Source organism: Cupriavidus sp. BIS7, from assembly GCF_000292345.1.
Taxonomy (GTDB): domain Bacteria; phylum Pseudomonadota; class Gammaproteobacteria; order Burkholderiales; family Burkholderiaceae; genus Cupriavidus.
Map to the genome: position 1 here is coordinate 23,618 of NZ_ALOU01000013.1, position 23,613 is coordinate 47,230.

A 23,613-nucleotide genomic window follows, 5' to 3' on the forward strand; every position below is an offset into this window, starting at 1 on the left:
ACTGCCATATAGTGAAGCACCGCGCACCGCGTGCTCCAACGCCCAATCTCCTGCGGCCACTCATGTCACACAAGGATCATTCCGATCACATCCCCGCCACCACGCCCGTTTCAGATCGGATTCGCGCGCGCATCGAGGCGTCCGGCGAACGCTTTCACGCAAACGACAACATCTCGCGCCACATCGAACACGGCGAACTTGAAGCGCTGCAGGCCGAGGTCGAAGCCCGCATGGAGGAGGTGTTGCGCACGCTGGTGATCGACGTCGACCAGGACCACAACACGCGCGAGACCGCGCGCCGCGTGGCCAAGATGTATCTGAAGGAGATCTTCGCGGGCAGGTACGCGAAGGTGCCGGCCGTGACCGAATTCCCGAACGTGGAGCAGCTCAACGAACTGATGATCGTTGGCCCGATTCGCGTGCGCAGCGCCTGCTCGCACCACCTGTGCCCAATCATCGGCAGCCTTTGGGTGGGCGTGATGCCGAATCGCCATTCCAACCTGATTGGCCTTTCCAAGTATGCGCGGCTGGCCGAATGGATCATGTGCCGGCCGCAGATCCAGGAAGAAGCCGTTGCGCAGGTTGCCGACCTGCTGCAGGAAAGGATGAACCCGGACGGTCTGGCGATCGTCATGGAAGCCGAGCACTTCTGCATGCACTGGCGCGGCGTGCGCGATACCGACGCCAAGATGACCAACAGCGTCATGCGCGGCTCGTTCCTCAAGGACGACAAGCTGCGCCGCGAATTCCTCACGCTTTTGAACCTCAACCGTCGATAACCGTCGATCGTCGCCAGGAGGGGGACACTGATGCTAGTTCGCCTGCTCTATGCCAGCCGCGCCAGGCAGCCGCTTGGCGCCGAAGCGCTGGATGCCATCTTCGACACCAGCCTGGAACAGAACCCGCGCCACGGCATCACCGGCGTGCTCTGCCACAGCGACACGACCTTCCTCCAGGCTCTCGAAGGCGATCGGGACGCCGTCTCGCGCCTCTTTCTCAACATTGGCCGCGACCCGCGACATCATGACGTCGTGCTTCTGAACTACGAAGAGATCGCGGAGCGCGCGTTCTCCGACTGGTCGATGGGCCGCGTCAACACGTGCAAGATCAACGCCGCAACCCTGCTCAGATTCTCGGCACAAGGCGAACTCGACCCCTACCGCATGCCAGGTGCGGCATCGTTGGCGCTGCTCAGGGAGTTGATCGCCGGAGCCTCGATCGTCGGCCGCAGTGCCGAACGTGGAAGGCACTGACAGCCCGGTCAGCAGGCCCCGCGCGACGAAGTATGCCGTGGCGCTACCGGGCACTACGCGAGCACTACGCGGGCACTACGCGGACACCTGGCCAAACAGGCCGCATTCGAGATCGCTCTCGAACTCCTCGATCCACGCTGCCCCGGGGCCCGCGTCATAGACGCTTTCCGCCCCGGTACGCTGCCTGCGAACGGTTACCTGGCGGGCAGATGTTCCGTTTACATCGGAAATCTCGAAATCCTGGGCCGCAAAGCCTACCTGCCTGAGCAGGACTTCGATGTCTTGACGTTCGTTGGCGGGAAACTCGGCGAGTTGACGCATTGTCATGGCACACCTCCGTACGGGGGTTGTACAGCGCGACGCAACAGTTCCACGCGTACGCGCTGCTACAGCATGCCATCAAAATCACCGATGCGTGATGCACTGCGAAAGACCACGACATTGGCGAATATATTGTGACGTAGCCGGTGCACACCAGGCCGGTGCACGTACCGAACCGGAACCGGGTCGCCTATCGCCAGATCACCTCGAAAGTGCCATGCGTCTCCAGTGAGGTGCGCGACCGGACGCGCGCGGCGTCCTTGGGCACGGACGGGTCGATTTCCACTGCCGCGGAAAACTGCTTCCCGGAAACCGGCTGCCCGCCCTCGACAGGCACAAGCACCTGCCCCGGCATAAAGCGGGCGCTGCCGGCTGGGGCCGCCGGCACCATGCCGGCCGCGTCAGCCGCGCCAACAAGCACGCGACGGCCATCGAGTTGCGGATCGACGAGTGTCAGCGTCACCTTGCCCTGCTTTCCCCCGGCGGTGCCGAACACGTAATCCGCACCAACCGACGAGCCTCGGAAGCGCACGCCAATCTTCGCCTCCACCTGACATGACACATTGATCGTCATGCGGCGTTTTCCCAATGACAAGTCCTGCGCATTGCCGCCTTCCTCCAGGCGGTAGCGTGTCATGGAACCGTAGTCGAGATCCGGCTCACTGACGGAAATCTGGCAGTTCTCGGCAGGGATCGCCGTCGCGACCGGTGCCCCACCCGAGCGAGGTGCGGGCGTGGGGACCTGCGCCTTGGCGACGCAGAGCCCGCTGCCCAGAACCGCTGCACAAACGACTCGTATCAACGCATTCACTTCTGCCCCCCTTCGGCCGCCCCGGCCGGCTTGCATTCCGCATTCGCCTCATCGAAGTAGGCATTCAGATCCTGCGTGAGCGGCAATGTGAAATCGAGCAGACAGACCTTGCCGTCCCGATCAACGACCTGCATTCCTTTCACCGCATCCGTGTTCGGCAGGAAGATCGTGCCGTCGTTAAGCACCGTCGTCAGGAAGCCACCTTCCGCGTCCATCACGGTCGAGTTCCGTGCGAGCGGCTTGCCATCCGGCCCCACCGCGTGCAACAGCAGACGACGCACCTTGACCACGTCGAAGTTCACGTAGCTAACGGAGCCGCGGCCCGGGCTGATCTGCTGGAAGGCGTTAGAAACGTCGATATTGCGCGGCAATGATCGTGTGGAGATCTCGAGCCGGCTCGACGTGTAGGCAGGAGCGCTGGAGATCACGGCCTGCCCCCAATGGTCTGTCCAGACCGATCCCTGCGGCGTGGAGATCTTGATGCCGGCCACTTCGCCCAGCGACGCGATGCCGAATGTGTCGCCGATGGCGTACGGCGAGAATGTCACGCCATTTCGGTGCGCTACCACGCCGCCGCTGAGCGTGCCGTTATAGGACGTGCTGCTCGTACCGTACTGCGATGCCCCAAGGTTCAGTCGCGTGTAGTAAGGCGTCAGCGAAACGTTGGCGGCCCCCGAGGCGCTTCCCTCTGTAGGACGCCCCTCGGCGTTGAGGCTATAGTTGACGACGTCGTTCACAACCTCGTTGTACGTGACCCCGAGCCGCGTACTGCCGTCCACCCGATTGACGTAGCCGCGCACACTGCGCTTGCCCAACGGCACCGATACGCTGAGGTACACGGAATTGCCGTTGCTCACATTGCCGCCGCCAATGCCCTTTTCCACGCTCAGCGAGACCGTTGCGTGGCGGAATGTCTTGCCCCAGGAGCCTGTGATCCGCTGCGTCGTCTCGCCCACGAACAGGTTCGAGCGGCTGTAGTTCAGCGAAAGTCCGCCAAACGTCGGATGACTCCACGACACCCCGGCCGTGTACTGTCCGCGATAGTGATTGTTGATCCAGTCCGTGGTCGTGTCTTGCGTGGTGTCGGTCAGAGAACGATATCCGGGAGTTTCCTGCGTCGCTGACGCATTGAAGCTGAACCCCTGCCCGAGCGTAGTCGACGCCGACCCAGTCAACTGCGCGCCCCGGTTCCCCTCACGCACGGCATTCGACGCCAGGGCGCGCATGCTGACGTAGGTGGTATTCGCAAACAGCCTGGAGTCAACGCCAACACCCGCACCCTGGTACTGCGTGCCGATCATCAAGCCGCCGGTGATCCCCACGTCGCGCCCGGCGCGCCACGTCCCGGTACCGGTAGCCATCCACGGCTTGACCTGCACGTCGCCACCGAGCTGACGCAGCTTTCCCACTGCAAGCGTGTATCCGGGGGTCACGCCAAGCGTGCCGGCATTGAGTTGGGCCGCAGGCACCACGAACTTCCGCGACGAGCCTGTCGCCTCGATGACGGTCACCTCAACGTCATTGCTGCCGTTGAGCAGCGGCACATTGCTCAGCGTGAACGGCCCCGGCGGCACCATTGTCGTGTAGATCAGCGCGCCCGCCTGCCTTACCTCGATCCGCGCCTGCGTCTGCGCGATGCCCTCGATATTGGTTCCGCCGCCGGTGCTGCGCTTGAGCGCCATCTCCGGCAGCCATTGCACCCCGTAGATGGCCGGCCCCGGAAAAATCGAGTTGCCAACGTTGATCTCGCCGCCCTGGAAGACGGCCTCCTGTGCAACGAAAGTACGTTGCGCATAGGCGTACAGATGCGAGAAGTTCGACGTCGTCCCGTCATTGCTGTACATGTTCCGGTTACGCACGATCCAGTCACCGGCATTGAAACCAAACTCATTCGATGCCGAGTAGTACCGTGTGCTGCTGTCACCGCTCTGGCTTCCGGTTGCCAGCAGATCGTAGTTGAGCAGCGCCGCTACGCCGCCCGTTGTGAAATCGGCACGGACGGGCGCGTCGGGTCGCAGCGCATCGGTTGGAACCAGCAGGTCCACTGCCGTGGCGTTGGGCCTGAGCGTCACGACGGTCTCTGGCCAGGCGCCGCGGAAATCGAGGCATTCGCCACCAACGTCGGTATGAGCGGCGCCCGCTGCGGTCTTCGCATCCGGGGCCCCGGGCTCATTGTCGCCCGGCATGCGCAGGCCGGCGCGCCTCAGGAAGCGCGCGTCGAAACACAGCTTGCCCTTGTCGTCGAAACGGGCCATCGCGGCACCCTTCCGCTGCCCGTTCACGCTCAGCGTGACCAGCGACATGCCCGGCGAAAACCGGGCGCCCTCCATGAAATACTCCGCGATGCGCGGATCGATACCGCGCGACTTCATCATCTCGGTATCAAATCCGGCCAAGGAAGAATCTGATACTTGCGAGGTATCGGTCGCGGAGTCGGATGCCGCACCAGGCTCACCGGCAGCCGCTTCGCCCGCCACGGGCGTACCCGGAGCGGCCGCGCCGTTATCGACTGCGCTGGTTTCTGCGGTTCCTGCTTCCGGCTTGCCCGGCTCCTCCCCTTCGGAGACTTCGCCGCGCGCCGCACCGGAAAGGGCCATCATTGCAGCCAACGCCAGCGGCGCGATACGTGCAGACCCTACTTGTGATGCGCTGCGGGCGCCCGTCTTCTTGTTGTGTCGAGGCATGAACATCCCGATACATCATTTCGCAGCCTGCGCCTGGACCAGCGGAGCATCAAAACTTTCAACGGCAAAGCCGTACAGCGTCGCCGGGAAAAGGCGGAGCGCGGTGGGCGCGCCAGGGTTGCCATTCAGTGGCACCTTCACGGTCGTCTCAGGCAACACATAAGGCCGTGGCAGCTCCACGCCCTCGTTGCCGGGCTGGAACTGCGCGGCTTGCGCAAGCCTGACCACATAAGGACTGGGATTCTCGATGACAAGCTCGCCGCCTACGACTCGGATCTTCAGAAGCTTCCAAGGCTCACGCTCCAGTGGGAGGCCTTTGGGATGAATGACCAGCGGCAGATCCTGCCGCACAGTCATGGTCACTCGCGCTTCACCATCCTTGGCGCCACGCGGCGGAATACCCTCGAAGACGGCGCGCGCCAGGCGTTCTGTCTTCAGCGGCGTCTTGTTGCGCAGGATAAAGCGGACCACCTGCGTGTCGTTACCCTCCACCCGTGCCACTGGTGGCGTGACGACCACCAGATCCTCCTGGTCCTCTTCGATGTGGTTAATCGAGGTATGGAGCAACTGCGGCGTAGATTCGCTGTTCTTCACGTTCATGGTCGCTTCGCCATCGGCCTCGTTGATAAGCACAACGGAGGTTTCCGGAACCATACCAGTAGCCATGGCAATTCGCGTCGCCCCCATCAGGGCAACACCTATCCAGATTGCGCAAAGCGCCCGAGTGGCAGAAGCTTTCATGTTTTTCATCCTCACAAATTGACGAATCAGAATTTACTTACGATGCAGAGAGAAAATGAAACAGAAGTCTGCGGTAAATCCAGCAATTAAAGGAATAGTAATATCTTTGAAAATGCAGAATTCTTAGTATTACTTTTAAAACGTATCAAGGCATCAACAAAACGTAGCGTACACGACATTTAAGGAAAATCCACAAATTTAGGAGAACGGTGATGGACCGCATGTCCGCGTACCCGTAGTGTCATCACTTACCACTTCGTTCTCTACAGATACCAGTATGCGGACCAAATCCACCAACATGCCGGTGACGGAACAACAACGGCAGACCATCCTTAACACCGCTCAGGCCCAGGCCAATGCACTTCACGGAATGTATCGGGACACACTGTCCTCGTTCCTGGCAACGCCGAGCGCCGTGCCGGTACCGCGCGCCGCGCGCGCGATGTTCTGGCTTGGTCGACTCAGGCAATGGCGTTCCATCGACCTGCATGACACAGAGACCTGTTCCACCACCAATTGGCTTTCACTGCAGCTCGGCGTTATCGAATCGATCGCCGGCACGCATGCACTTGCGCTATACAAGGAGCAATGGGGCGGGCCAAGCCGCAAGCAGACCTACGAACGCGACATGTCTCTGCAGATCGCGATGATGCTGGCATTGGAATGGCGGGAGCTGGCGTCATTCGCCTTACAGTCGTGGTTTGGCATCGATGGCGAACTGGCCGCACTGCACCCAGTCAGCGGCATGACTGGCATGATCATTGGCGTCGCTGGTCAGGCACTCAACAAGAGCGTTCCGCAAACGGCGTTTCACAAGAGCGACGCGCTGCTCGCGAAAATCGTCGAACACTGGCAAGACGACGACGACGTGTTTGCACCGCTGGCCCGCGAGTTGGCAGACAGACACCTCAATCAGTGCCGGCTTGATACAGACCAATCCTTGTTTGACTTCGATCATCCTGTGGAACAGGCGATGCCTGTCGAATTACTGATGCTGCTACGCCTGCGCGGTCAGAATCAGATTCCATCCTGGCTGGCAGATCATGGGGCGCTATCACACCCTGCCGCAGGCATGGTTCAAGTGGAAGCCCCCGTCAAATCGCAGCGCTGCATCGGCTTTATCGAACGAGTTACCCGGGTGCTACCCGAGTACCAGGAACTCACCGATGCAATCGCGCGGCAGGCCAAAACAGTAAAACGAGATCACGCCTGATCGAACCCACCGAAATAGCAAACAGGGGCTCGGCGGTATGCCAACCGCCGAGCCCCTGTTTCCGTCCAGAGGAAGGAAAGCGCTACCAGGCGTAGCGCATGCCTCCCGAAATTGCCCACGGCTTCTCGATGTGACGGCCGTTCGCGTAGCTATACTCCGCAAACAGGTGGAACGCATTTCCAACTCTTGCCGTTACGCCCGCACCTACCTCGCCACGCCAGCCGGACATATCCCCGGAGAAGCCAATGTCGTTGACCTTGACGGTTCCGCCATCCATGAACTCATTGACGGCAGCGACCCGGAGATAGGGCTGAACCACCCCGCCATTCGCCAATACAACATCACGCCCTGCAGTCACGCCCACCTGCGCCTGCAGTGAACTTGCGTGCCCCCCGGATACGTTCATCCCGTTGCTGATCGTAAATTGATTCCCGTTGACGACCATGCCTGTCAATTGCGCGTAGGGTTCCACGAAATGCGCCGAACGCAAGGCAATCTGGCGGCCCACCTCGAATGAGCCAATCACGCCATAGACAGAATCGTTGCCGCTTGCGCGTGTTCCATCATTCATCGGCACACCGCCGCGTTTGCCAAAGCGGCTGGCCTGGAGAGCCGCGTCCACGTAGTATCCGTCGTCGCGCAGCCAGGTCATATAGCCGCCCAAGGCCTGACTATCGATCGTACCGTCGGCACCCGATCCAAAATCGAGGCGACTGTTGGAGTATGTGAAACTGGCCCCAGCAAGCAATGAACCCGTAGCCACGTGAAAGCGCTTGTCCACGCCAACCGACACACCGCTTTGATCCTGGACAAATGACACTCCCTGGCCATTGCCAACTCGATACCTCGAGCCGAATACGCGGCCCCACGCACCAATGCTCCCCTCTTGACGCCTGAGTTCACCCATGCGCGTGCGCAGAATGCCAAGCTGCTCATAGCTGATGGTAGCCGGCGCCATGAACATGCCGATCGCGGTCGCCGCGGAAGCCGAAGGGCGGGGCACATCGGCATGCTGCAGGTACCAGTCGTTCTCGTCACGATCGAGGGTATAGGAATAGGCACCGACGTCAACATAACCGCCATCAAGACGAAACGTACCGGCACCACCTCCCGTTGTTGCCACGCGGAGCTTGCCATCGCCAGTCGCTGGCTCGCGGCCGGTGTCGCGGATACGCAGTCGATGATCACCAGAAACGGCTCCGCCGACACTAATCATGTCGCTTTGCAGATCAGCCAGATTCGACCGCATGGAGATCACGCCAGCCCCTGACAGTTCCCCTTCGACCCTCAGTACCGTATTTCCCTCGCCACCGAGGTTCACCGTCCCATCATTCAGGACAAGATCGCCGATGGTATTGCTGCCTGGTAGATTCCACTGGGAGTTTGCGCCGATCTGAACCTGACCTACGTTCACCAGATTGCCGCTGAGACTTGCGCCGTCGCTCAGGGCGACGCTGACAGAGCCAGGCATCGCAGCAACTACGTCACCACGCAGTTGCGACTGCTCTACGCTAAATTCCGCACTCGCATTCTGGACGTCCAGCAGCCTTCCGTTCGCAGCGGACAACTCCGAGTTTCCACTGACGCGGATCGCGGCATGCGCGTCACCGCCTGCGATGATTGCGGCCCCCTGCTGGCTCGTCACTCGCGTGTCATGCAAATGGATATCGGAGCGGTCAGTTGCGGCACCACTGCTCGGGGAGTATCTGCCCACGAGGATGCCGCCCAATGCGCCGGAGATCTGACTGTCGCGAAGCGAAACGGTGGCACCTTCAACCGCGACCAACCCAACGTTCCTGGTACCGGTAGCGGTGACACCCTGGCCCGAGAACGTTGACCCGGCGCCAACTTCAACTCCCCGCGGCCCGGTGAAGGAACTGTCGACCGCGCTGACCGCCGCTCCGCCCCCCAACAACACCGCTACCTGGCCGTCTGCAGAGACCGTTGTACGCGTCATATCCAGCGTGGTGCCTGCGTCATAGACAACGAAGCCCCAGCCGGCGCTGCTCGCATTAACATCGGTCAGAGTCACCCGTGAGCCTCGGTCCATGTCCAAAGACGCGTAGCTCGCCCCTGAATGGCTGACCAATTCGGCGTTTGACAGCACACCGCTTGTGTTGCGCAATTGGAGCGCATGCCCGTACGCGCGGTTCTCGATGACGATCGGAGTGTCACCGGCCGCGCCACGCGCTTCTAGCGTGCCGTTATAGACGGTGATGCCGTTTCGCGAAACATATGCGCCGGAATCCAGCTCCACGCGAGTACCCGGCGCATTCTCGCCGGCATAGACACCTCGGGCTCCAGCACCGCGCTCGATCCGCAAGGTTGCGTCGCCGTCCACTTCGTACAGGCAGCCGGACGCGTCTGGCGTAACGCTGTACAAACCTTGATTGATCCTGACTGTCTGGTTGCAGGTTGCTTGCGCGTGGCTGACTTTTCCCGCCAAAAGCAGGGACGCTGCGAGCGCCATCGGCAACGGTCGAAAATGAAATTGGAACACTGACACTGGTCTGCACCTCTCTCGGAATGATGAATGGCGCCACCCACATCTTGTGGCGCGAAATGCGCAGCCAGTGTGTCGGAGATTGATCGCGTGCTGAATCGCAGAAATCCGAAATTTCCTGCATCAATGCGATTTCAAAGGGATATTTCGCACGTCTTGGCGATTTCGTTACGGCGTTCCGCGGGGCACTTCGTAACGAATAGGAAGCACCTTAGGACAGGGAAATTTAGTCGAAATGCGATTTTCATATCGCGTTCGGATCGGCAGAATGCATCGCGTGCGACCCAACTTCGGCCGCGTCATTGGATGAAAACAACGGGGGGTAAGTCCCCAAAGGAATCGCACGATGAGATCCACATACTGCGGCCTCCTGCTCGCTTCGATACTCTGCAGCGCGCCCGCCTCTGCATCTGCGCAAAGCGAGAATCTTCGTGTGGCAGGATCATTCACGCCAAATTCGCGCTGCGCGGCGCAGATATCCGACGGCGGCGTGATCCGCTTCCCGCGCATCAGCAGCAAGAATCTCACCGCCGGAGGAACTCATTCACTCGGCGAGCGACGCGCGAACCTGACAGTGCGATGCACTGGCCCCATGCGCTTCAGCCTGAGAGTCACGGACGAACAGCACGGCACTGCCGCCGCTGGCATCGTGGCGATGGGGGACGACTACGCATATGGCGCTGGAGTGGCACGTGGACGGCGGCTCGGCGCCTACGAAATCCTGGTCGAGACAAGTGAAACAAACGCCGACGGCGTGACGGCTCTCCCACTGATATCCGAAGACGATGGCGTTCACTGGACCGCCCCCGGTGCCGCACCTGAATTGGCTCTCAAGGCATCGTCGCAAGGCCGCATCGCATGGCGTACGACCAGCAACACACTTGCGCCGGAACCCATGCAAACGTTGTCAATCGGGCTTCTGATACGTCCGACACTCAACATGCGAGACGAATCCCCAATCAGCGATTCCATTGAATTGAGAGGTGGAGCAACATTCACCCTGTTCTATCTTTAACACCATGGAGCCTTTTGATTGACGATCAAATTCATCGTCAAAGTCTGATGTTTAAAAATTCTCTACAACATAGGATCAGCCTCGTATCGGCCTGAATATAGTATTTTTCCTATGTTTCGATGAAAGCTCTACTCTCTCATTCATCGCATTCCTCGGAATGCTCTGATTGTCTGCGAAAGGACTTTGAGGCATGGCTGCGAAAACCATTCGGGTTGCCCTGGCTGACGATCACCCGCTCGTCGTCTCGGCGCTGCGGGAATGTCTGCAACGAACACCGGGGTTCCAGGTGACATGCGAATGTACCAATGGTAGTGAGTTGATCAGCGCGTTGGCACAAAATCCGGTCGATGTTGCTGTCACCGATTTCAGCATGGGTCATGGCGATACATCACTCGACGGATTCAATCTGCTTAGAAGATTGAGCCGCCGATACCCTGAAACCCGCATCGTGATTGTCAGCGCACAAAACAATCCTGGCGTGGTCAGCCGTGCGATGAAGCTCGGTGCGCGAGCATTCGTAAGCAAGGAAGACGAGCTCGACGAGATCGTGCGCGCCTGTGTTCACGTCACCGTCAGCAACGGCCACTTCTACTCGCCTTCTATCCGGGCGGTGCTGGATAGCGCCACTTCAACGGCCGTTCCTGCCACCGATCTGACCCTGCGCGAACTCGAGGTTGTCCGGCTTTACGCCCAGGGCTTCCAACTGAACGAGATCGCGAACAAGCTCGGCCGATCTGTCAGCACGATCTCCAGCCAGAAAACTGTTGCCATGCGCAAACTGAATGTACAGACCAACACGGATCTGATTCGGTACGCGTATGAAAACGGGCTCATCTGATTCGCATGCAACAGATTCTCGATCGGACGCAGGACTCGCTTGCCCAGGCATTTGCGTCACTTGCGCGCAACGCACGGCGGCAACAGCATCTCTATTACGCCACCGTCGGCCTGCTGATCGCCATCGTCATAGTCTCGGCCATACTATTGGGCGGACTGGCCGCGGCCAGGCATCTCGACAATCGGCGCAGCCACGTTGCCCAGTACGTGGGCGCCATTTCCCTGAGACTCCAGAGCGAGGCGTCGTTCCTGCGCCGCACCGCGCTCACCGTAAGTCACTATCTCCGTACCAGCAGTGACACCCCACCCGACGCAAATCTCCTGGATCAGGTACGTCGTACCGGCGTGGCCGCTTCGCCAGATGGGCGCTACACACTGCTGGTTCCGGCTGCAACGCGCGCCGCCTGGGGCGCAGCATTGCCCGAGCGCGTCTGGCAATTGCAGCAAATTGCAACGGCATCGCTAACCACACAGCTTGCATTTGAACTCGACCATCTCGCCTATGTGGTCGATGCCAATGCCGAGTTCGCAGTGCTGCTGGCACCGTCAAAGTTTGCAGATGGGGCAGCAGCGTCGCTACAGGACGATCTCGTTACAACATTGCGAGACAGGCTCGTTCGCGGCCTCCAGACACGTACCGATCGGGCAATTCCGAACAAGAATGAGCAGGTCTGGTTCGGACCGATCGATGATCCGGTAACGCATTCGCGAGTGATGACGTCGGTGACGGCCATTGCAGCGAGCGATGAGCACCCCACTGTGCTCGTAGCTTCCAGCATCCCGGCCGACGCCTTCCTGGCGCAGCTGAAGCGCCCGAGCGAGCCCGCCACCCTGTTGCTGGTCAACGATGCAGACGACCGCATTGACGTGTCGCCGGGTGGTACCGCGGCGGATACCGCCCGCATCCTGTCACGCGCGCGACACGTTCCACCCGATACCCTCCGCATGACCGGATCCGGACTGTTGCTGGTGCAACCGCTTCGTCCGGAGTTTGGCTCGCTCGTCTACTTCCTGCCATATGGGACGCTGCTGGTCTCAATTTCGAATGAGCTGGTCGTGATCGGTGTCATCGGCTTGCTGCTGATTGCCGCGATAGTGCTGACAGCGCGATATTGGGATATCCATCTGCTGCAGCGCAGCCACGCAGAGGCTGCCCGGGCGCTGGAGAACGAGACGATCAATCATGTTCTGGTCAGTGCCACGCCAATCGGGCTCTGCATCGTTCGCCAGCAGGACCATGTCATCCTGACCTCGAATCAGGTTGCCGACGCGTTGCTAGGCCGCAGCCAGATGTCGCCATTGCCAGCGCACATCGTTGACGCGCTGCGCCAACGCAGTCAGGGCACGTCTACACACCAGGTCGGATCGATCGCACAGATCATCGTTCCGTCCCACGCCGGTGCCACGAGCGAACGTCGACCCGCTTCCGCAACCGATGCAAGTGCCAGCCCAGAACCCCAGTTCCTGCAGGTCACCTTCGCACCCGCTCGCTATCTTGCCGAAGACGTGTTGTTCTGTGCGATCCAGGACGTCACAGCCCAGCAGCAACTTGAGCAGCAACTCCGCTCGGCGCAGCAGGCGTCCGAAGCAATGATGCGTGCACGCTCGAACTTCTTCGCTTCGATGAGCCATGAAATCCGCACGCCGCTCAATGCACTGCTCGGCAACCTTGAGCTGCTAGGGCGCACTGAAGGTTTGGAGGCCCATGCTCCCAGGCTGCGCGCGCTTCAGGTGGCATCCGAAGGACTGCGGCGGATCGTGAACGACATCCTCGATTTCTCGAAGATCGATGCGGGAGAAATGAAGCTCGTCAGCGAGCCGTTCAGTCCGATCAGCGATTTCGAGAGCCTGTCGCTTTCCTACGCGCCCATGGTTGCCGACCGGCCGATCCGGTTCTACGTGCACCTCTCGCCAACCCTGGATACGGTTGTGACTGGCGATCGCACACGCCTGGCACAGATCGTCAACAATTTGCTCAGTAACGCATTCAAGTTCACGTCGTGCGGAAAGATCATGCTGAGTGCGGAACTCACACGTGACACTCAGGAGCGATTGATCCTTCTCTGCCGCGTCATGGACTCCGGTATTGGCATGCCGCCCGCGCTGGTCGCGCGCATTTTTCATCCGTTCGTACAGGGTGAAGCCAGCACGTCGGCACGATATGGCGGAACAGGTCTTGGGCTTTCCATCTGCGCGCGCCTCAGCGAACTGATGGGTGGCCATATCACCGTCGAGAGTGTGGAAGGCGTGGGCACTGCATTTACCGTCGCGATTCCACTGGGCGAACCAGACGCGCGGCCTCCGGCCCCCAAGCCGATGGCGTATGGCAGCACGGCTTTGGTGCTCTGCCAGGAAGCGGAGTCCGGCGCCACGCTGGAAGCGTGGCTGGAAAGCGCCGGCTGGCGCGCTCATGCGTTGCACGCCGTTGGCGCGGCGCACGTGTGGCTACGTAGCAATCGGCCACACATCCTTGTGGTGACGGGAGACTATGGACTGGACACAATCGCCCAACTGCGCGACATCCGTCCAGTCAACGTGCTATGGATTACGCGGGATGGGCCGGACCATCCAGTCCGGCGCGCTCCGGGCGTGCTCGAGGTATCCGCCTACAGCCACGCGGCGATCCTGGCCGGGGCTACGGCTGCGCTCAATGAGGACGCGGATTCACCACAACTGGCCAACGAAGCAGCGGCTGCCGAATCGCTGCAACAGCCGCGCGCTGACTCCAGGCCATCACGTCGGCAAGGAACGATCCTGGTTGCCGAGGACAACGCGCTTAACCAGACGTTGATTGCCGAACAGCTCGAAACCCTGGGCTGGGAGTCCATCGTCGTCGGCGACGGGCGCCAGGCGCTCGCTGTGCTTGAGAACAGCGATATCGATATTGTTCTGACGGACGTTCACATGCCGGTGATGGACGGATACGAACTGCTTTCGGCTATCAAGGCCATGAGGCGCTCGCTGCCGGTTCTCGCGTTCAGCGCCGTCACACAGACCGGGCAGACCGACGACTGGCAGGCACGGGGCTTTGCCGGACACGTGGCAAAGCCTGCTTCGCTGAGCGAACTCGAACATGCGCTGCGAACCGTACCGTCGGCGCCCGCCAATTCCGACTCGGCATCGGACCATGCCGACAACGACCGCGACAAGGTCATGCCGACAGCCGAGCGCGAGCGCTACCGGGCCTTGCTCCGCAAACACCTGCTTACCGATGAGCCCGAGCTCGCCGGCATTCTGCTCCGGCGCGACCCGGCGGCATTGCAGCACTGGGCCCATCGCTCAGCGGGGGCGTTCCTGATAGTTGGCGAAAGCAACGTCGTTGCACTTTGTCGCACCATCGAGCGCCTTTGCGAGGAAAGCAGCGAGTGGTCGTCCAGTTTGAATGCCGAAGCCGTTGCGCTGCTGGCCGCAGTAAGAGAATTCAGCGCCGCTGGCTCAGAAAAATCCGATAAATAAGAATTCGGCGATTTTCTTGGATGCAGTGCATCCGTATATTCGTTCCCGATGCGCCTCGGCAGCCAACACTCACGGAAGTCCAAGCCATCGATACTTGCACTCATCCAGAAAGGAAATTTATGAAGCACTCGATTCGCGTTGCAGCCATCGCCGCTGCGATCATCGCCACTCCCGCATTCGCCAACGAATCCACTGATCTGAGCGTCACGGGCTCCTTTGTCCCGTCGGCATGCCAGGTTTCCTTGTCCGATGGCGGCCGCATGAACTTTGGCAATGTCAGCATGGAGACTTTCAACGCAACCGGCTACACGGCCGTCGGTACCCGTCAGGTCACGCTGAACCTCACCTGCACCAGCGCTGCCCCGGTCGCCGTAGCCATCGCCGACAACCGCGCCAGCAGCGTCATCCCTGGCCTGGTTGCTGACCGTGTGGCGGGCCGCACCGACGCCGACGCATTCGGCCTGGGCACCGACGGTACCGTGAACGTAGGCACCTATACGCTGACCATGGGCGCGCTTTCGGCCAACGGTGAGACTGCGGGCGCAATCAGCTCGACCGATAACGGCGCATCGTGGGTCGCTTCGGCCGGTACCACGCACTACATGGGTCCGACCCGGATCTACACCGCAGCCACGGCCGAAACCACCACGCCGCTGCCTGTGACCTCGCTGACGTCGCAGATCGAAGCCACGGTCTATGCCAACACGCTTGAGGCATTGCCCACCAATCGCCGTGTAGACATGGATGGTTCGGCCACGCTGTCGATCGTCTATCTGTAAGCCGTTGCAAACCCGGCCGGGCTTCAGCGCCCGGCCAACAGCGCAGTGCAAGCAATTGCACTGCCTGGTCTGGAAGGACGATAATGGCGGGCCAAGACCCGTCCACACGTCCTGGCCCAGACGCCAGGACGAACCATGGCAAGCCCATAGCAGCCGTCGTCCGCCCCATGCAGCCCCATCAAGGCCTTCCCCATCCCCAGCGTGCCTGGGCCATCCTGACCGTCTTCTGCGGCCTGATCATGGCCGTCCTGGATGGATCGATCGCCAATATCGCGCTGCCGTCGATCTCGCGTGAACTGAATGCCGACGCCGCCAGCACGATCTGGGTCGTCAACGCCTACCAACTCACGGTCACGGTCTTCCTGCTGCCACTGTCGTCGCTCGGCGACATTCTTGGGTACAAGCGCGTTTACCGGGTGGGCCTGGCAACGTTTCTGGCCGGTTCGCTGCTCTGTGCCGTGTCAGTCAACCTGCCAATGCTGGTCGCCGCGCGCGTTGTGCAAGGCGTTGGCGGCGCGGGCATCATGAGCGTCAATACCGCGCTGGTCCGTTATATCTATCCGCCTACCAAGCTTGGCCGTGGTGTCGGCCTCAATGCGCTCGTCGTTGGAGTGACTATCGCGGTCGGACCATCGCTGGGCGCGCTGATCCTTGGGATTGGCAGTTGGCCGTGGCTCTTCGCCGTCAATGTTCCCGTTGCCATCTTTGCGCTTGCCATCTCTCGCCGCGCCTTGCCCGAGACACCACCACAGCCGCATGCCTTCGACATTGCCAGCGCGTTGCTGTCTGCGGTAGTCATCGGCCTGTTCATTCTTGGCGTCGACGGACTGGGGCACGAAAGCCTGCGTACCGCTGGCGCCAGCGGCCTGGTGGTGTCACTGGTGCTTGGGTGGTTGCTCGTTCGCCGGCAGCAGGGTCAATCTGCGCCACTGGTGCCGGTGGACCTGTTTGGAAGCCGGGCATTCACGCTCGCGGTCGCCACGTCATTCTGCTCGTTCATGACGCAGATGCTGGCCTTCGTGTCGCTCCCCTTCTATCTCGAATACCAGCTCGGTCGAAGTTTGCAGGAAACGGGTTTATTGATCACACCTTGGCCGCTGATGGTGGCCGTCATGGCCGCCTTGTCGGGCAGGTTGTCGGATCGATATCCGGCCGGCATCCTGGCCGGTACGGGTCTGATAATGCTCGGCAGCGGGCTGATCAGCCTGGCGGTGCTGGGGCCGGACGCGGGCAGCCTTGATATCGCTTGGCGCACGGCGCTGTGCGGCATCGGATTCGGCTTTTTCCAGTCCCCCAATAACCGGGCCATGATCAGCGCCACGCCGCATGAACGAAGCGGTGGGGCCAGCGGGGCGCAAGCCACTACACGCCTGCTTGGGCAGACCACCGGCACTGCGATCGTTGCACTGCTGTTCAGCCTCGATCGCGGCGATGCGGCCCGTACCGCGCTGTATGTGGCGGCGGCGGTTGCCACGGTCGGTGCCGTCGTCAGCCTGAGCCGATTGCGAGACCGCTAGGCGGAACACTGCCCTGGCATCACTGCTGGCCACCCTTGTGCGCAATGCCAAGGGCTTTCTCGATCCGTTCAACGCGCTCGACCCATGTGGGAGCGTCGCCAGTTTCTTCCTGCAGCGCGACGCCACCATGGCCGCCTGCATCCCGAATGCGGTTTTGGTCGCCTTCCACTGTGATCACGGTGCAGCCGGTCAGCAATGCAGCAAGCACGGCCATGCCGCGCGCTCCTCGGTTTTTCATGACGGTAAAACCTTTGCAACGGACATCGACCAGGAAAAGACCGGGCAACGCGCGTCGTCCTGCCTGACGGCGCATTGCCCGGAACCACTACCGGTTCAGCCCCCGGCCGGGCGTTTCGCGGTCAGGTTCAGGCCGGGCCAAGGTCAAGCCACGGCTTCGAGTCGCCCGCGTCCACCGACGTCGTGCAGTTCGGATCTCCCGGCTGCTCGTTCGGACCAACCCACCACTTGGCGCGGTACTTGTGCAGCCCCTTGCCCTGGTAGTTGTTGGTCACCTCGGCACCACCTGCGTACGACTCGGGACGCCACGTGCCGCCAGTGTCCGTGCTGCCGCCAGCCAGGATGCGCAACTGGACAGTAGTGGTGTCGCTGTCCGTCTGGCCAGCAAAGCCCATGGCCGTGAGACTGACCTCGATAATCGTGTCGCGATCGACAAGCGGCGCGTTGGCGGACACCGACATCGTATCGGCACCATCGAAGGAAAGACCCGGCGCTGACCATTTGAACAGCAGCGGCGGCTGGCCCACGGACTCGACGCCGGACAACTGGATCGGCGCACCGCTTTCGATCTGGGTCCTGCCGGTGATCTTCGCCACGGTACTGCTCGACGGCGGCGTCTTGGTGGGCACCACGGTCAGGAAGATGGCGCTCTGGTCCGTCTCGGTTCCGTCGTCGACGGTCAGCTTGACCCAATAGTCGGTCACTGTCGTCACCGTCGGCGCCTTGCCTTCCACCTGCTCGGCGGTGCTGCCGTCAAACGACAGGTCGGGTGCGGCCCATGCATACGTCAGCGGGTTGTCGTCGGGATCGAACGACGCCTCGGCCGACAGCGCGAACTGCGTGCCGGATTCCAGCATGACGGTGATACGCGATGTCGGCGGTTCCTGGGTACGCTTCTTGATCTTGAGCGTCTGGCTGACGGTTGCGGTCTCGTTGTTGGCATCGCACACGGTCAACGTGATCGTATGCGTTCCCACGACCAGCGGCAGCACCCCTTCCAGCACGGCGTCATGTTTTCCATCCAGGAACGGCAGGCCCGAGGCACTCCACGTATAGGTGAGCGGGTTGATGCCGCTCGATCGCAGTGCGGAGAACTTGACGGCAGACCCTTCGAACGCCTCTGTGGGTCCTTCGATGACCGCCGCGAGGGATTCCCAGCCCGTATCGACGTTGATGCCCGAGAAGTAGAACTGGCTCATGTCCACGACCTTGTTGGTCGCCTCTGCGCCAAGCCCTTCGCGTGCCGCGTTCGCGAGTACGCCGTTGTCCATATCGATGGTCCAGGTGAACAGCCCCCCGAGGTTGTTCTCCAGGACGTACTTGCCCTTTTCGCGAACCGAGCGCGGCGTATCGATCGACAGGAACAGGCCGGTTTCCGGGTTGTACAGGTAGTCGGCGTTGGCCACCTGGTCGGTATAGAGATTGAAGCCGTTGATGCCGCCTCGGATGTTCTCCATATCCAGGTAGTTGTACATCACGTCGTAGAACTCGGATGCACCGGATTCGTACGTCCCCGTGGTGGTGGTGGTGCCGGGGTTGTAGGTACCAACCAGCGGCGACCAGCTGTTGATGACGGCATTCCGGGCGCTGCGGCTGTAGGCGGCGTAGCCCACGAAGATGTTCTTCGACGGCACACCCACGCTCAGCAGGTACTTGACCGACTTGTCGATGCTGAAGTCGCTGTCCTGGTAGTCGAGCAGGTTTGTATGGTGGCCCAGTCTCGGCGCCCACGGCGTGCCGAAGAAATCGTAGGTCATCAGGTTGATGCCCTCGACACCGGCCGCGATCATGCCCGGGATATCGGCAGCAAGCATCGTATCCATCGACGCACCCGCCGCAATGCTGACTCGCACCTTCGGCAGGCGCTGCTTGATGCCGCGCACCAGTGCCTGGAAATTCTTGGCATCGTCAGGCCCGTGCGGGTTGCCGGCGCCGGGCATGCCCGGATACTCCCAGTCCAGGTCGATCTCGGTAAACATCGGGAATCGGTCGAACACGTACGCGATGCTTTCGATCAGCGTCTGACGCTTGGTGGCGTCGGCAGTCACAGCATGGAACGCGCTGCTCATGGTCCAGCCGCCCAGGCTGAACGACAGCTTCAGGTTCGGGTTCTTTGCCTTGAGCTTGGCCAGTCCACCAAGCACACCCTGGGCCTTGCTTTGATCGAACAACTCGCGATAGTCGTTGCTGACCCAGCCTGAGAAGCCGACGTTGCGATACGACGCCACATCGCCCCACGGGTCGACGAACGTCATCTCGTTCATCTTCTTGCCGAAATCGACAGCGGCCTGGTCGATCGTGTACTGCTTCTCGCCCGTGTCGCCCACAATGCCGGCAAAGCCGATGATCAGTCGGTCATAGGCCGATGCACTCAGCAGCATCAGGTCCGTGCCACGCCCTGCTGCGCTATTGGCGTAGTTGCCGTCAAGCCGGCCGTCGTACTGCGACCAGTCGGTGTAGTAACCGAACACTTGCGTGCCCTTCTGCGTCGCGCCATAGGTGTTGTAGACACGCTTGGCAACACGCGTGGACGTGTACGAATACTTCTCGACCTCCGTCGCGGGGTTGTAGTTGTTCTGCTTGTAGGTACGCTCCGAAGCGCCCTTCGATGCGGGAATGCCGGGATCGCCCGGATCCTCGGAATAGACCAGCTTGCTGTTGGCGCGCCCTCCGCCCAGTTGGGTGCGCACGCTATCGAAGCGGCGCTGCGGGGTACGCGTCGGCTCCTGGTCCGAGGGATCCCCGTTGCGATACGTGCGCGAGTTCATCCCTGCGCGGCCTTGCGCGGCTTGGCCGGCGGGCTGGTCGTTGCTGTCACATGCTTTCTTTGTCATGACATCTGTCCTTGCAGAATGGTTCGGATGTCGCCGGCGCAGCAGTCGCTTCGAACGTGACCTGCGATGCCGGCAACGGAACGCATCTTTCTCTCTCCGCTGCTGCAATGACATGGATTCAGAGTGGAATATCAGCGGAGACACTTGTTCCACGGGGACGGCTTTTTGAAAATGCCATCAAATAAGGCCGGATTTGATGTGAGCGCGAAATTCGGAAATATCGGGATGTTGCGGAATCCTGATCCACTGGCGCGAATGGATAACGTGGATTCACGAAAATCCATCGGCCTTCCATCGCCGTGATCGGTCAGTCAGAAAATACCCAAATGGGTTAAGATGCTGCCGCTTCGTGCCGGCTGCCGCTCTCAAATCTGTCAACTCTTGATGTGCTGACAATCGACCAGCGCGCAGGGAAATCTTTGCTCCGGACGAGCTCACGAGCCACTCCGCGTGGCCATTTTTCCCGAAATTCGCAAGATTCCCTTGTGGACAACGTCGATTCATCACCCGTGCGGGTCAGATGCCGAAAGAAATATTTTCCATGGGAGCTATTTCTGCGGGTCTATACGCTTGGCGTCCATTGGAGACGACGTGGGGTAATTGGAAATGATCCGGAATGGTGATTCGGTATTTTTTGATTGGGACACGGACCGCGTAATGCGTGGCGGCGTGGTGGCAAAGATAACCGGCCAGCAAAAGAAACTGCTGCGCCTGCTGGTGGAAGGCAAGACACCAGTCAAATCTCGCGATTCTCTGCTGAAGGGTGTTTGGGGAAGGCGTTCGGAATTCGTGGACGAGTTATACCTGGTACAACTGGTCTATCGGCTGCGCAAGGCACTGAGCCCCGTGGGGCTGGACGGCCATATCGTGACCGTGCCGCGCCAGGGGTACCGCTTCATTCCTGTGCCGTACACCACTGTCGTGCCGCCCGCGGCGGAACCCGTGGCGCCGCGCGAGTCGGCGCTCGAACAGGCCCGGGGGCTGGCACACGTACTGGCGCGGCTTGGCATGCCCATCTCCACGTCGTCGAACCTGTCTGCACTTGCAGATACTGGCGACGCGCTGCATATCGATGAATCGCAGGGACTCGTGTCCTGCAACGGCATCATTGCCAAGCTCACGCGCTTCGAGTTGCGACTGCTGATCGTGCTGAAGGACCACGGCGAAGCGGTCATGTCACGCCAGCAGATCATCGCATCGGTATGGGGGCGCGACGCGATGGTCGACGAGAACTGCCTGACGCAGCTGGTATCGCGCTTGCGCCGCGCACTTCACCCACTCGGGCTGGACACTTGCGTGTCGGCAGTACCCAAGGTTGGGTACCGCTTTCGTCCGCAGACTGGAACGGCGGCGCGCGCATACTGAGCGCTAGCGCGGCCATTCCACCTTAAGCGCCGGACCACCATGTCCGGCGCTGGTCCTTCCAGGGTTAGACGACGGTATTGCCGAACTCCTTCGTCACCTGGTCTTGCAGACGGCGCATGCCGCGCAGCCATCGATCGTAGTCCTGTCCCTTGCGCTGGTAGTACTCCAGCACCTCGGGGTGCGGCAGAATCAGGAAACTTTCCTTGGCCAGGCCTTCGAGCGTCTTTTCGGCAACGTGCTCGGCCGTGACCGAGCCGGCCTGCAGGAAGCCCTTGCGGTCGCCGCCCTCGCCGAACAACATCTTCGTCTGCACGCCCTGCGGGCAGATGCAGCTCACCTTGATTCCGCGGTCACCATAGGTAATCGACAACCACTCGGCAAACCCGATCGCCGCATGCTTGGTCACCGCGTAGGGCGCCGAGCCGATCTGCGACAGCAGCCCTGCCGCGGAGACCGTATTGACGAAGTAACCGTCGCCGCGTTCCAGCATCTGTGGCAGCACGGCCTTGGCTGCATGGATATGCGCCATGACGTTGATTTCCCAGATGCGTTGCCATTCGTCGGCCGTGGCATCCAGCCCCCTGCGCAGGATGATGCCGGCGTTCGAGCAGAACACGTCCACCTGGCCGAACCGCTGCGTTGCCGCGTTCACCAGACCTTGCACCGCATCGGCATCCGCCACGTCCACACGCTGCGAAAATACCTGGCAATCGGGCGCCGCAGCCGCCGCTTCGGCGGCAACCTGCGCGGCGCCAGCCTCGTCGATATCGGCAACCGCCACACCACGCGCGCCTGCGCGGGCAAAGGCCAATACCAGTGCGCGCCCGATGCCGGTGCCGCCACCTGTCACGATCACAGTCTTATTGCGAATTTCCATGCTTATCTCCTGATTTCAATGCCGTATTCAGTGCCGATTTCGATTCGATGCCATAGGGTCAGGCCATCCGCCACAGCCTTGCCGCGAGCGTTTCCGCCAACTCGCGAACGCGTGGCCCAAGGTTGCCTTCAAGAATCTCCGGCGAAAGCCGCGTGGACGCACCGCCGATATTGAGCGACAGCACTTCGGAACCCTCCGCCAGCCGGACCGGAGCCGCCGCGCCGCTGACCGAACGCTCCCATTCGGCATGGGCCACGCAGAAGCCGCGCCGCGCATGCTCGCGCAATGCGCGGTCCAGCTTGTTGCGCAGGCCCGGCCATCGCGTGCCATGGTGGCGTTCAAGCTCGACGAAAACCGCAGCCCGGCGCTCGGACGCAAGGCCTGCCAGCCACGCCTTGCCGATTGCGGAAGTCGCCATCGGCAGACGCGATCCCGGCGTGAGCCGCATCACCAGTGCGCCGCGCGGCTGGCAAACCTCCAGGTAGACCATGTCGTGGCGATCGGGCGCGGCCAGCGCCACGGTGCAACCCGTGGCAAACGCCAGTGACTGCATCAGCGGCTGCGCAACATCGCGGATGCCCGCGCCGGACAGGTAGCGCTGTCCCGGCAGCATCGCCGCCTGACCGATGCGGTACTTCTCCTGCGCTTCGACGTAGACGAGGTAGCCGAGGCTGGCCAGCGTGTAAGTCAGGCGCGACACCGTGGGCCGCGGAATGCCCGTGCGGCGCGACAGTTCCGCGTTGCCTAGGAAATCGTCATCGGGTCCGAATGCGCGCAGCAGTTCCACGCCGCGTGCCAGGGCCGTCACGAAGTTCCTGTCCCCATCGTCGGCAACGGGATATGCGGCATCGATCGAAACCAGGGCGGTATCGGCGGGCTGCGGAATCGAGGTCGTGCGCTTCATGTTCGTTTCATATCAGTTTCCGGGCCGGATCGGCTGCGCTATGTAGGGAAAACATAGGGGTCATAGGCGCGATACATATGAACGGGGCGCCCCAGAAAGCCGCCACTTGCACGCTGAAATCAGGGATTCCACGGACACTTTCGCCGTCGCGCGAGGGCTGGTATTTCGCACAACGGAATACTACGTCCGATTGCTTGACGCTGGTTCAAACGCTATGCACAGTCGTTGAAAACGAACGACCGTGCGAGAACGACACGGCGTCACCA

General features: G+C 61.3%; 18 protein-coding genes. 9 read left to right on the forward strand and 9 right to left on the reverse strand.

The window, feature by feature from the left end:
• The first annotated feature begins 62 nt into the window (after positions 1-62).
• Positions 63-779, forward strand: coding sequence for a GTP cyclohydrolase I (folE, locus tag B552_RS0105125; protein ID WP_019447940.1), 717 nt, complete (start codon positions 63-65; stop codon positions 777-779).
• Positions 780-809: 30 nt separating this feature from the next.
• Positions 810-1,253 (forward strand): BLUF domain-containing protein, encoded by a 444-nt coding sequence (locus tag B552_RS0105130; RefSeq protein ID WP_019447941.1) that lies wholly within the window; start codon positions 810-812, stop codon positions 1,251-1,253.
• Between the two features lie 75 nt (positions 1,254-1,328).
• Here B552_RS0105130 and B552_RS0105135 read toward each other — a convergent pair whose 3' ends face one another.
• The 4 genes from B552_RS0105135 to B552_RS0105150 form a co-directional block, all read right to left on the reverse strand.
• Positions 1,329-1,580, reverse strand: coding sequence for a hypothetical protein (locus B552_RS0105135; protein ID WP_019447942.1), 252 nt, complete (start codon positions 1,578-1,580; stop codon positions 1,329-1,331).
• A gap of 184 nt (positions 1,581-1,764) precedes the next feature.
• Positions 1,765-2,211 carry a hypothetical protein gene (locus B552_RS0105140; RefSeq protein WP_019447943.1) on the reverse strand — a complete coding sequence of 149 codons (447 nt, stop codon included), beginning with the start codon at positions 2,209-2,211 and terminating at the stop codon, positions 1,765-1,767.
• Between the two features lie 170 nt (positions 2,212-2,381).
• Positions 2,382-4,985 carry a fimbria/pilus outer membrane usher protein gene (locus B552_RS27185; RefSeq protein WP_019447944.1) on the reverse strand — a complete coding sequence of 868 codons (2,604 nt, stop codon included), beginning with the start codon at positions 4,983-4,985 and terminating at the stop codon, positions 2,382-2,384.
• A 99-nt stretch (positions 4,986-5,084) separates the two neighbouring features.
• Complete coding sequence (locus tag B552_RS0105150; protein WP_083860233.1) at positions 5,085-5,810, reverse strand: fimbria/pilus chaperone family protein; 726 nt, start codon at positions 5,808-5,810, stop codon at positions 5,085-5,087.
• Positions 5,811-6,087: 277 nt separating this feature from the next.
• On the opposite strand from B552_RS0105150, the gene B552_RS0105155 reads away from it, so the two are divergent.
• A complete protein-coding gene (locus B552_RS0105155) occupies positions 6,088-7,023 on the forward strand; it encodes a hypothetical protein (RefSeq protein ID WP_026035354.1) in 936 nt (311 codons plus the stop codon).
• Positions 7,024-7,105: 82 nt separating this feature from the next.
• Here B552_RS0105155 and B552_RS0105160 read toward each other — a convergent pair whose 3' ends face one another.
• Entirely contained in the window at positions 7,106-9,529 is a 2,424-nt protein-coding gene (locus B552_RS0105160; RefSeq protein WP_157160188.1) for an autotransporter outer membrane beta-barrel domain-containing protein, read from the reverse strand.
• A 430-nt stretch (positions 9,530-9,959) separates the two neighbouring features.
• Between B552_RS0105160 and B552_RS28265 the strand changes: the two genes are divergently transcribed.
• The 5 genes from B552_RS28265 (at position 9,960) to B552_RS0105185 (ending at position 17,130) form a co-directional block, all read left to right on the forward strand.
• Positions 9,960-10,541 (forward strand): DUF1120 domain-containing protein, encoded by a 582-nt coding sequence (locus B552_RS28265; protein WP_019447948.1) that lies wholly within the window; start codon positions 9,960-9,962, stop codon positions 10,539-10,541.
• 190 nt (positions 10,542-10,731) lie between these two features.
• Positions 10,732-11,379: a response regulator transcription factor gene (locus B552_RS0105170; protein ID WP_026035356.1), complete on the forward strand. Its 648-nt coding sequence runs from the start codon at positions 10,732-10,734 to the stop codon at positions 11,377-11,379.
• 5 nt (positions 11,380-11,384) lie between these two features.
• Positions 11,385-14,834: an ATP-binding protein gene (locus B552_RS0105175; protein WP_019447950.1), complete on the forward strand. Its 3,450-nt coding sequence runs from the start codon at positions 11,385-11,387 to the stop codon at positions 14,832-14,834.
• 119 nt (positions 14,835-14,953) lie between these two features.
• Positions 14,954-15,613, forward strand: a complete 660-nt coding sequence (locus B552_RS0105180) for a DUF1120 domain-containing protein (protein WP_019447951.1) — start codon at positions 14,954-14,956, stop codon at positions 15,611-15,613.
• A gap of 167 nt (positions 15,614-15,780) precedes the next feature.
• Positions 15,781-17,130, forward strand: coding sequence for an MFS transporter (locus tag B552_RS0105185; RefSeq protein WP_019447952.1), 1,350 nt, complete (start codon positions 15,781-15,783; stop codon positions 17,128-17,130).
• 19 nt (positions 17,131-17,149) lie between these two features.
• Here B552_RS0105185 and B552_RS0105190 read toward each other — a convergent pair whose 3' ends face one another.
• Together B552_RS0105190 and B552_RS28075 are read right to left on the reverse strand one after the other, a co-directional pair.
• Complete coding sequence (locus tag B552_RS0105190; RefSeq protein WP_157160189.1) at positions 17,150-17,368, reverse strand: hypothetical protein; 219 nt, start codon at positions 17,366-17,368, stop codon at positions 17,150-17,152.
• Positions 17,369-17,495: 127 nt separating this feature from the next.
• Positions 17,496-20,201 (reverse strand): glycosyl hydrolase family 18 protein, encoded by a 2,706-nt coding sequence (locus B552_RS28075; RefSeq protein ID WP_019447954.1) that lies wholly within the window; start codon positions 20,199-20,201, stop codon positions 17,496-17,498.
• Between the two features lie 657 nt (positions 20,202-20,858).
• Between B552_RS28075 and B552_RS27195 the strand changes: the two genes are divergently transcribed.
• Entirely contained in the window at positions 20,859-21,566 is a 708-nt protein-coding gene (locus B552_RS27195) for a winged helix-turn-helix domain-containing protein (RefSeq protein ID WP_237718169.1), read from the forward strand.
• Between the two features lie 64 nt (positions 21,567-21,630).
• Here the strand turns inward: B552_RS27195 and B552_RS0105205 are convergent, their stop codons facing one another.
• Both B552_RS0105205 and B552_RS0105210 read right to left on the reverse strand, forming a co-directional pair.
• The gene (locus B552_RS0105205; RefSeq protein WP_019447956.1) at positions 21,631-22,443 is read right to left on the reverse strand and encodes an SDR family oxidoreductase; all 813 of its coding nucleotides are present in this window, start codon (positions 22,441-22,443) and stop codon (positions 21,631-21,633) included.
• Positions 22,444-22,501: 58 nt separating this feature from the next.
• On the reverse strand, positions 22,502-23,347 hold the full coding sequence (locus tag B552_RS0105210) for an IclR family transcriptional regulator (RefSeq protein WP_019447957.1): 846 nt from the start codon (positions 23,345-23,347) through the stop codon (positions 22,502-22,504).
• Between the last annotated feature and the right edge of the window lie 266 nt (positions 23,348-23,613).

Excerpts from the sequence above, each read along its gene's own strand:
- B552_RS0105135 (WP_019447942.1), bottom strand. The coding sequence starts at position 1,580 with ATGACAATGCGTCAACTCGCCGAGTTTCCCGCCAACGAACGTCAAGAC.
- B552_RS0105205 (WP_019447956.1), bottom strand. The coding sequence starts at position 22,443 with ATGGAAATTCGCAATAAGACTGTGATCGTGACAGGTGGCGGCACCGGC.
- B552_RS27195 (WP_237718169.1), top strand. The coding sequence starts at position 20,859 with ATGCGTGGCGGCGTGGTGGCAAAGATAACCGGCCAGCAAAAGAAACTG.
- B552_RS0105155 (WP_026035354.1), top strand. The coding sequence starts at position 6,088 with ATGCGGACCAAATCCACCAACATGCCGGTGACGGAACAACAACGGCAG.
- B552_RS0105140 (WP_019447943.1), bottom strand. The coding sequence starts at position 2,211 with ATGACACGCTACCGCCTGGAGGAAGGCGGCAATGCGCAGGACTTGTCA.
- B552_RS0105170 (WP_026035356.1), top strand. The coding sequence starts at position 10,732 with ATGGCTGCGAAAACCATTCGGGTTGCCCTGGCTGACGATCACCCGCTC.
- B552_RS0105150 (WP_083860233.1), bottom strand. The coding sequence starts at position 5,810 with ATGAAAGCTTCTGCCACTCGGGCGCTTTGCGCAATCTGGATAGGTGTT.
- folE (WP_019447940.1), top strand. The coding sequence starts at position 63 with ATGTCACACAAGGATCATTCCGATCACATCCCCGCCACCACGCCCGTT.
- B552_RS0105130 (WP_019447941.1), top strand. The coding sequence starts at position 810 with ATGCTAGTTCGCCTGCTCTATGCCAGCCGCGCCAGGCAGCCGCTTGGC.
- B552_RS27185 (WP_019447944.1), bottom strand. The coding sequence starts at position 4,985 with ATGATGGCCCTTTCCGGTGCGGCGCGCGGCGAAGTCTCCGAAGGGGAG.
- B552_RS0105180 (WP_019447951.1), top strand. The coding sequence starts at position 14,954 with ATGAAGCACTCGATTCGCGTTGCAGCCATCGCCGCTGCGATCATCGCC.
- B552_RS28075 (WP_019447954.1), bottom strand. The coding sequence starts at position 20,201 with ATGACAAAGAAAGCATGTGACAGCAACGACCAGCCCGCCGGCCAAGCC.
- B552_RS0105210 (WP_019447957.1), bottom strand. The coding sequence starts at position 23,347 with ATGAAGCGCACGACCTCGATTCCGCAGCCCGCCGATACCGCCCTGGTT.
- B552_RS0105185 (WP_019447952.1), top strand. The coding sequence starts at position 15,781 with ATGCAGCCCCATCAAGGCCTTCCCCATCCCCAGCGTGCCTGGGCCATC.
- B552_RS0105175 (WP_019447950.1), top strand. The coding sequence starts at position 11,385 with ATGCAACAGATTCTCGATCGGACGCAGGACTCGCTTGCCCAGGCATTT.
- B552_RS0105190 (WP_157160189.1), bottom strand. The coding sequence starts at position 17,368 with ATGAAAAACCGAGGAGCGCGCGGCATGGCCGTGCTTGCTGCATTGCTG.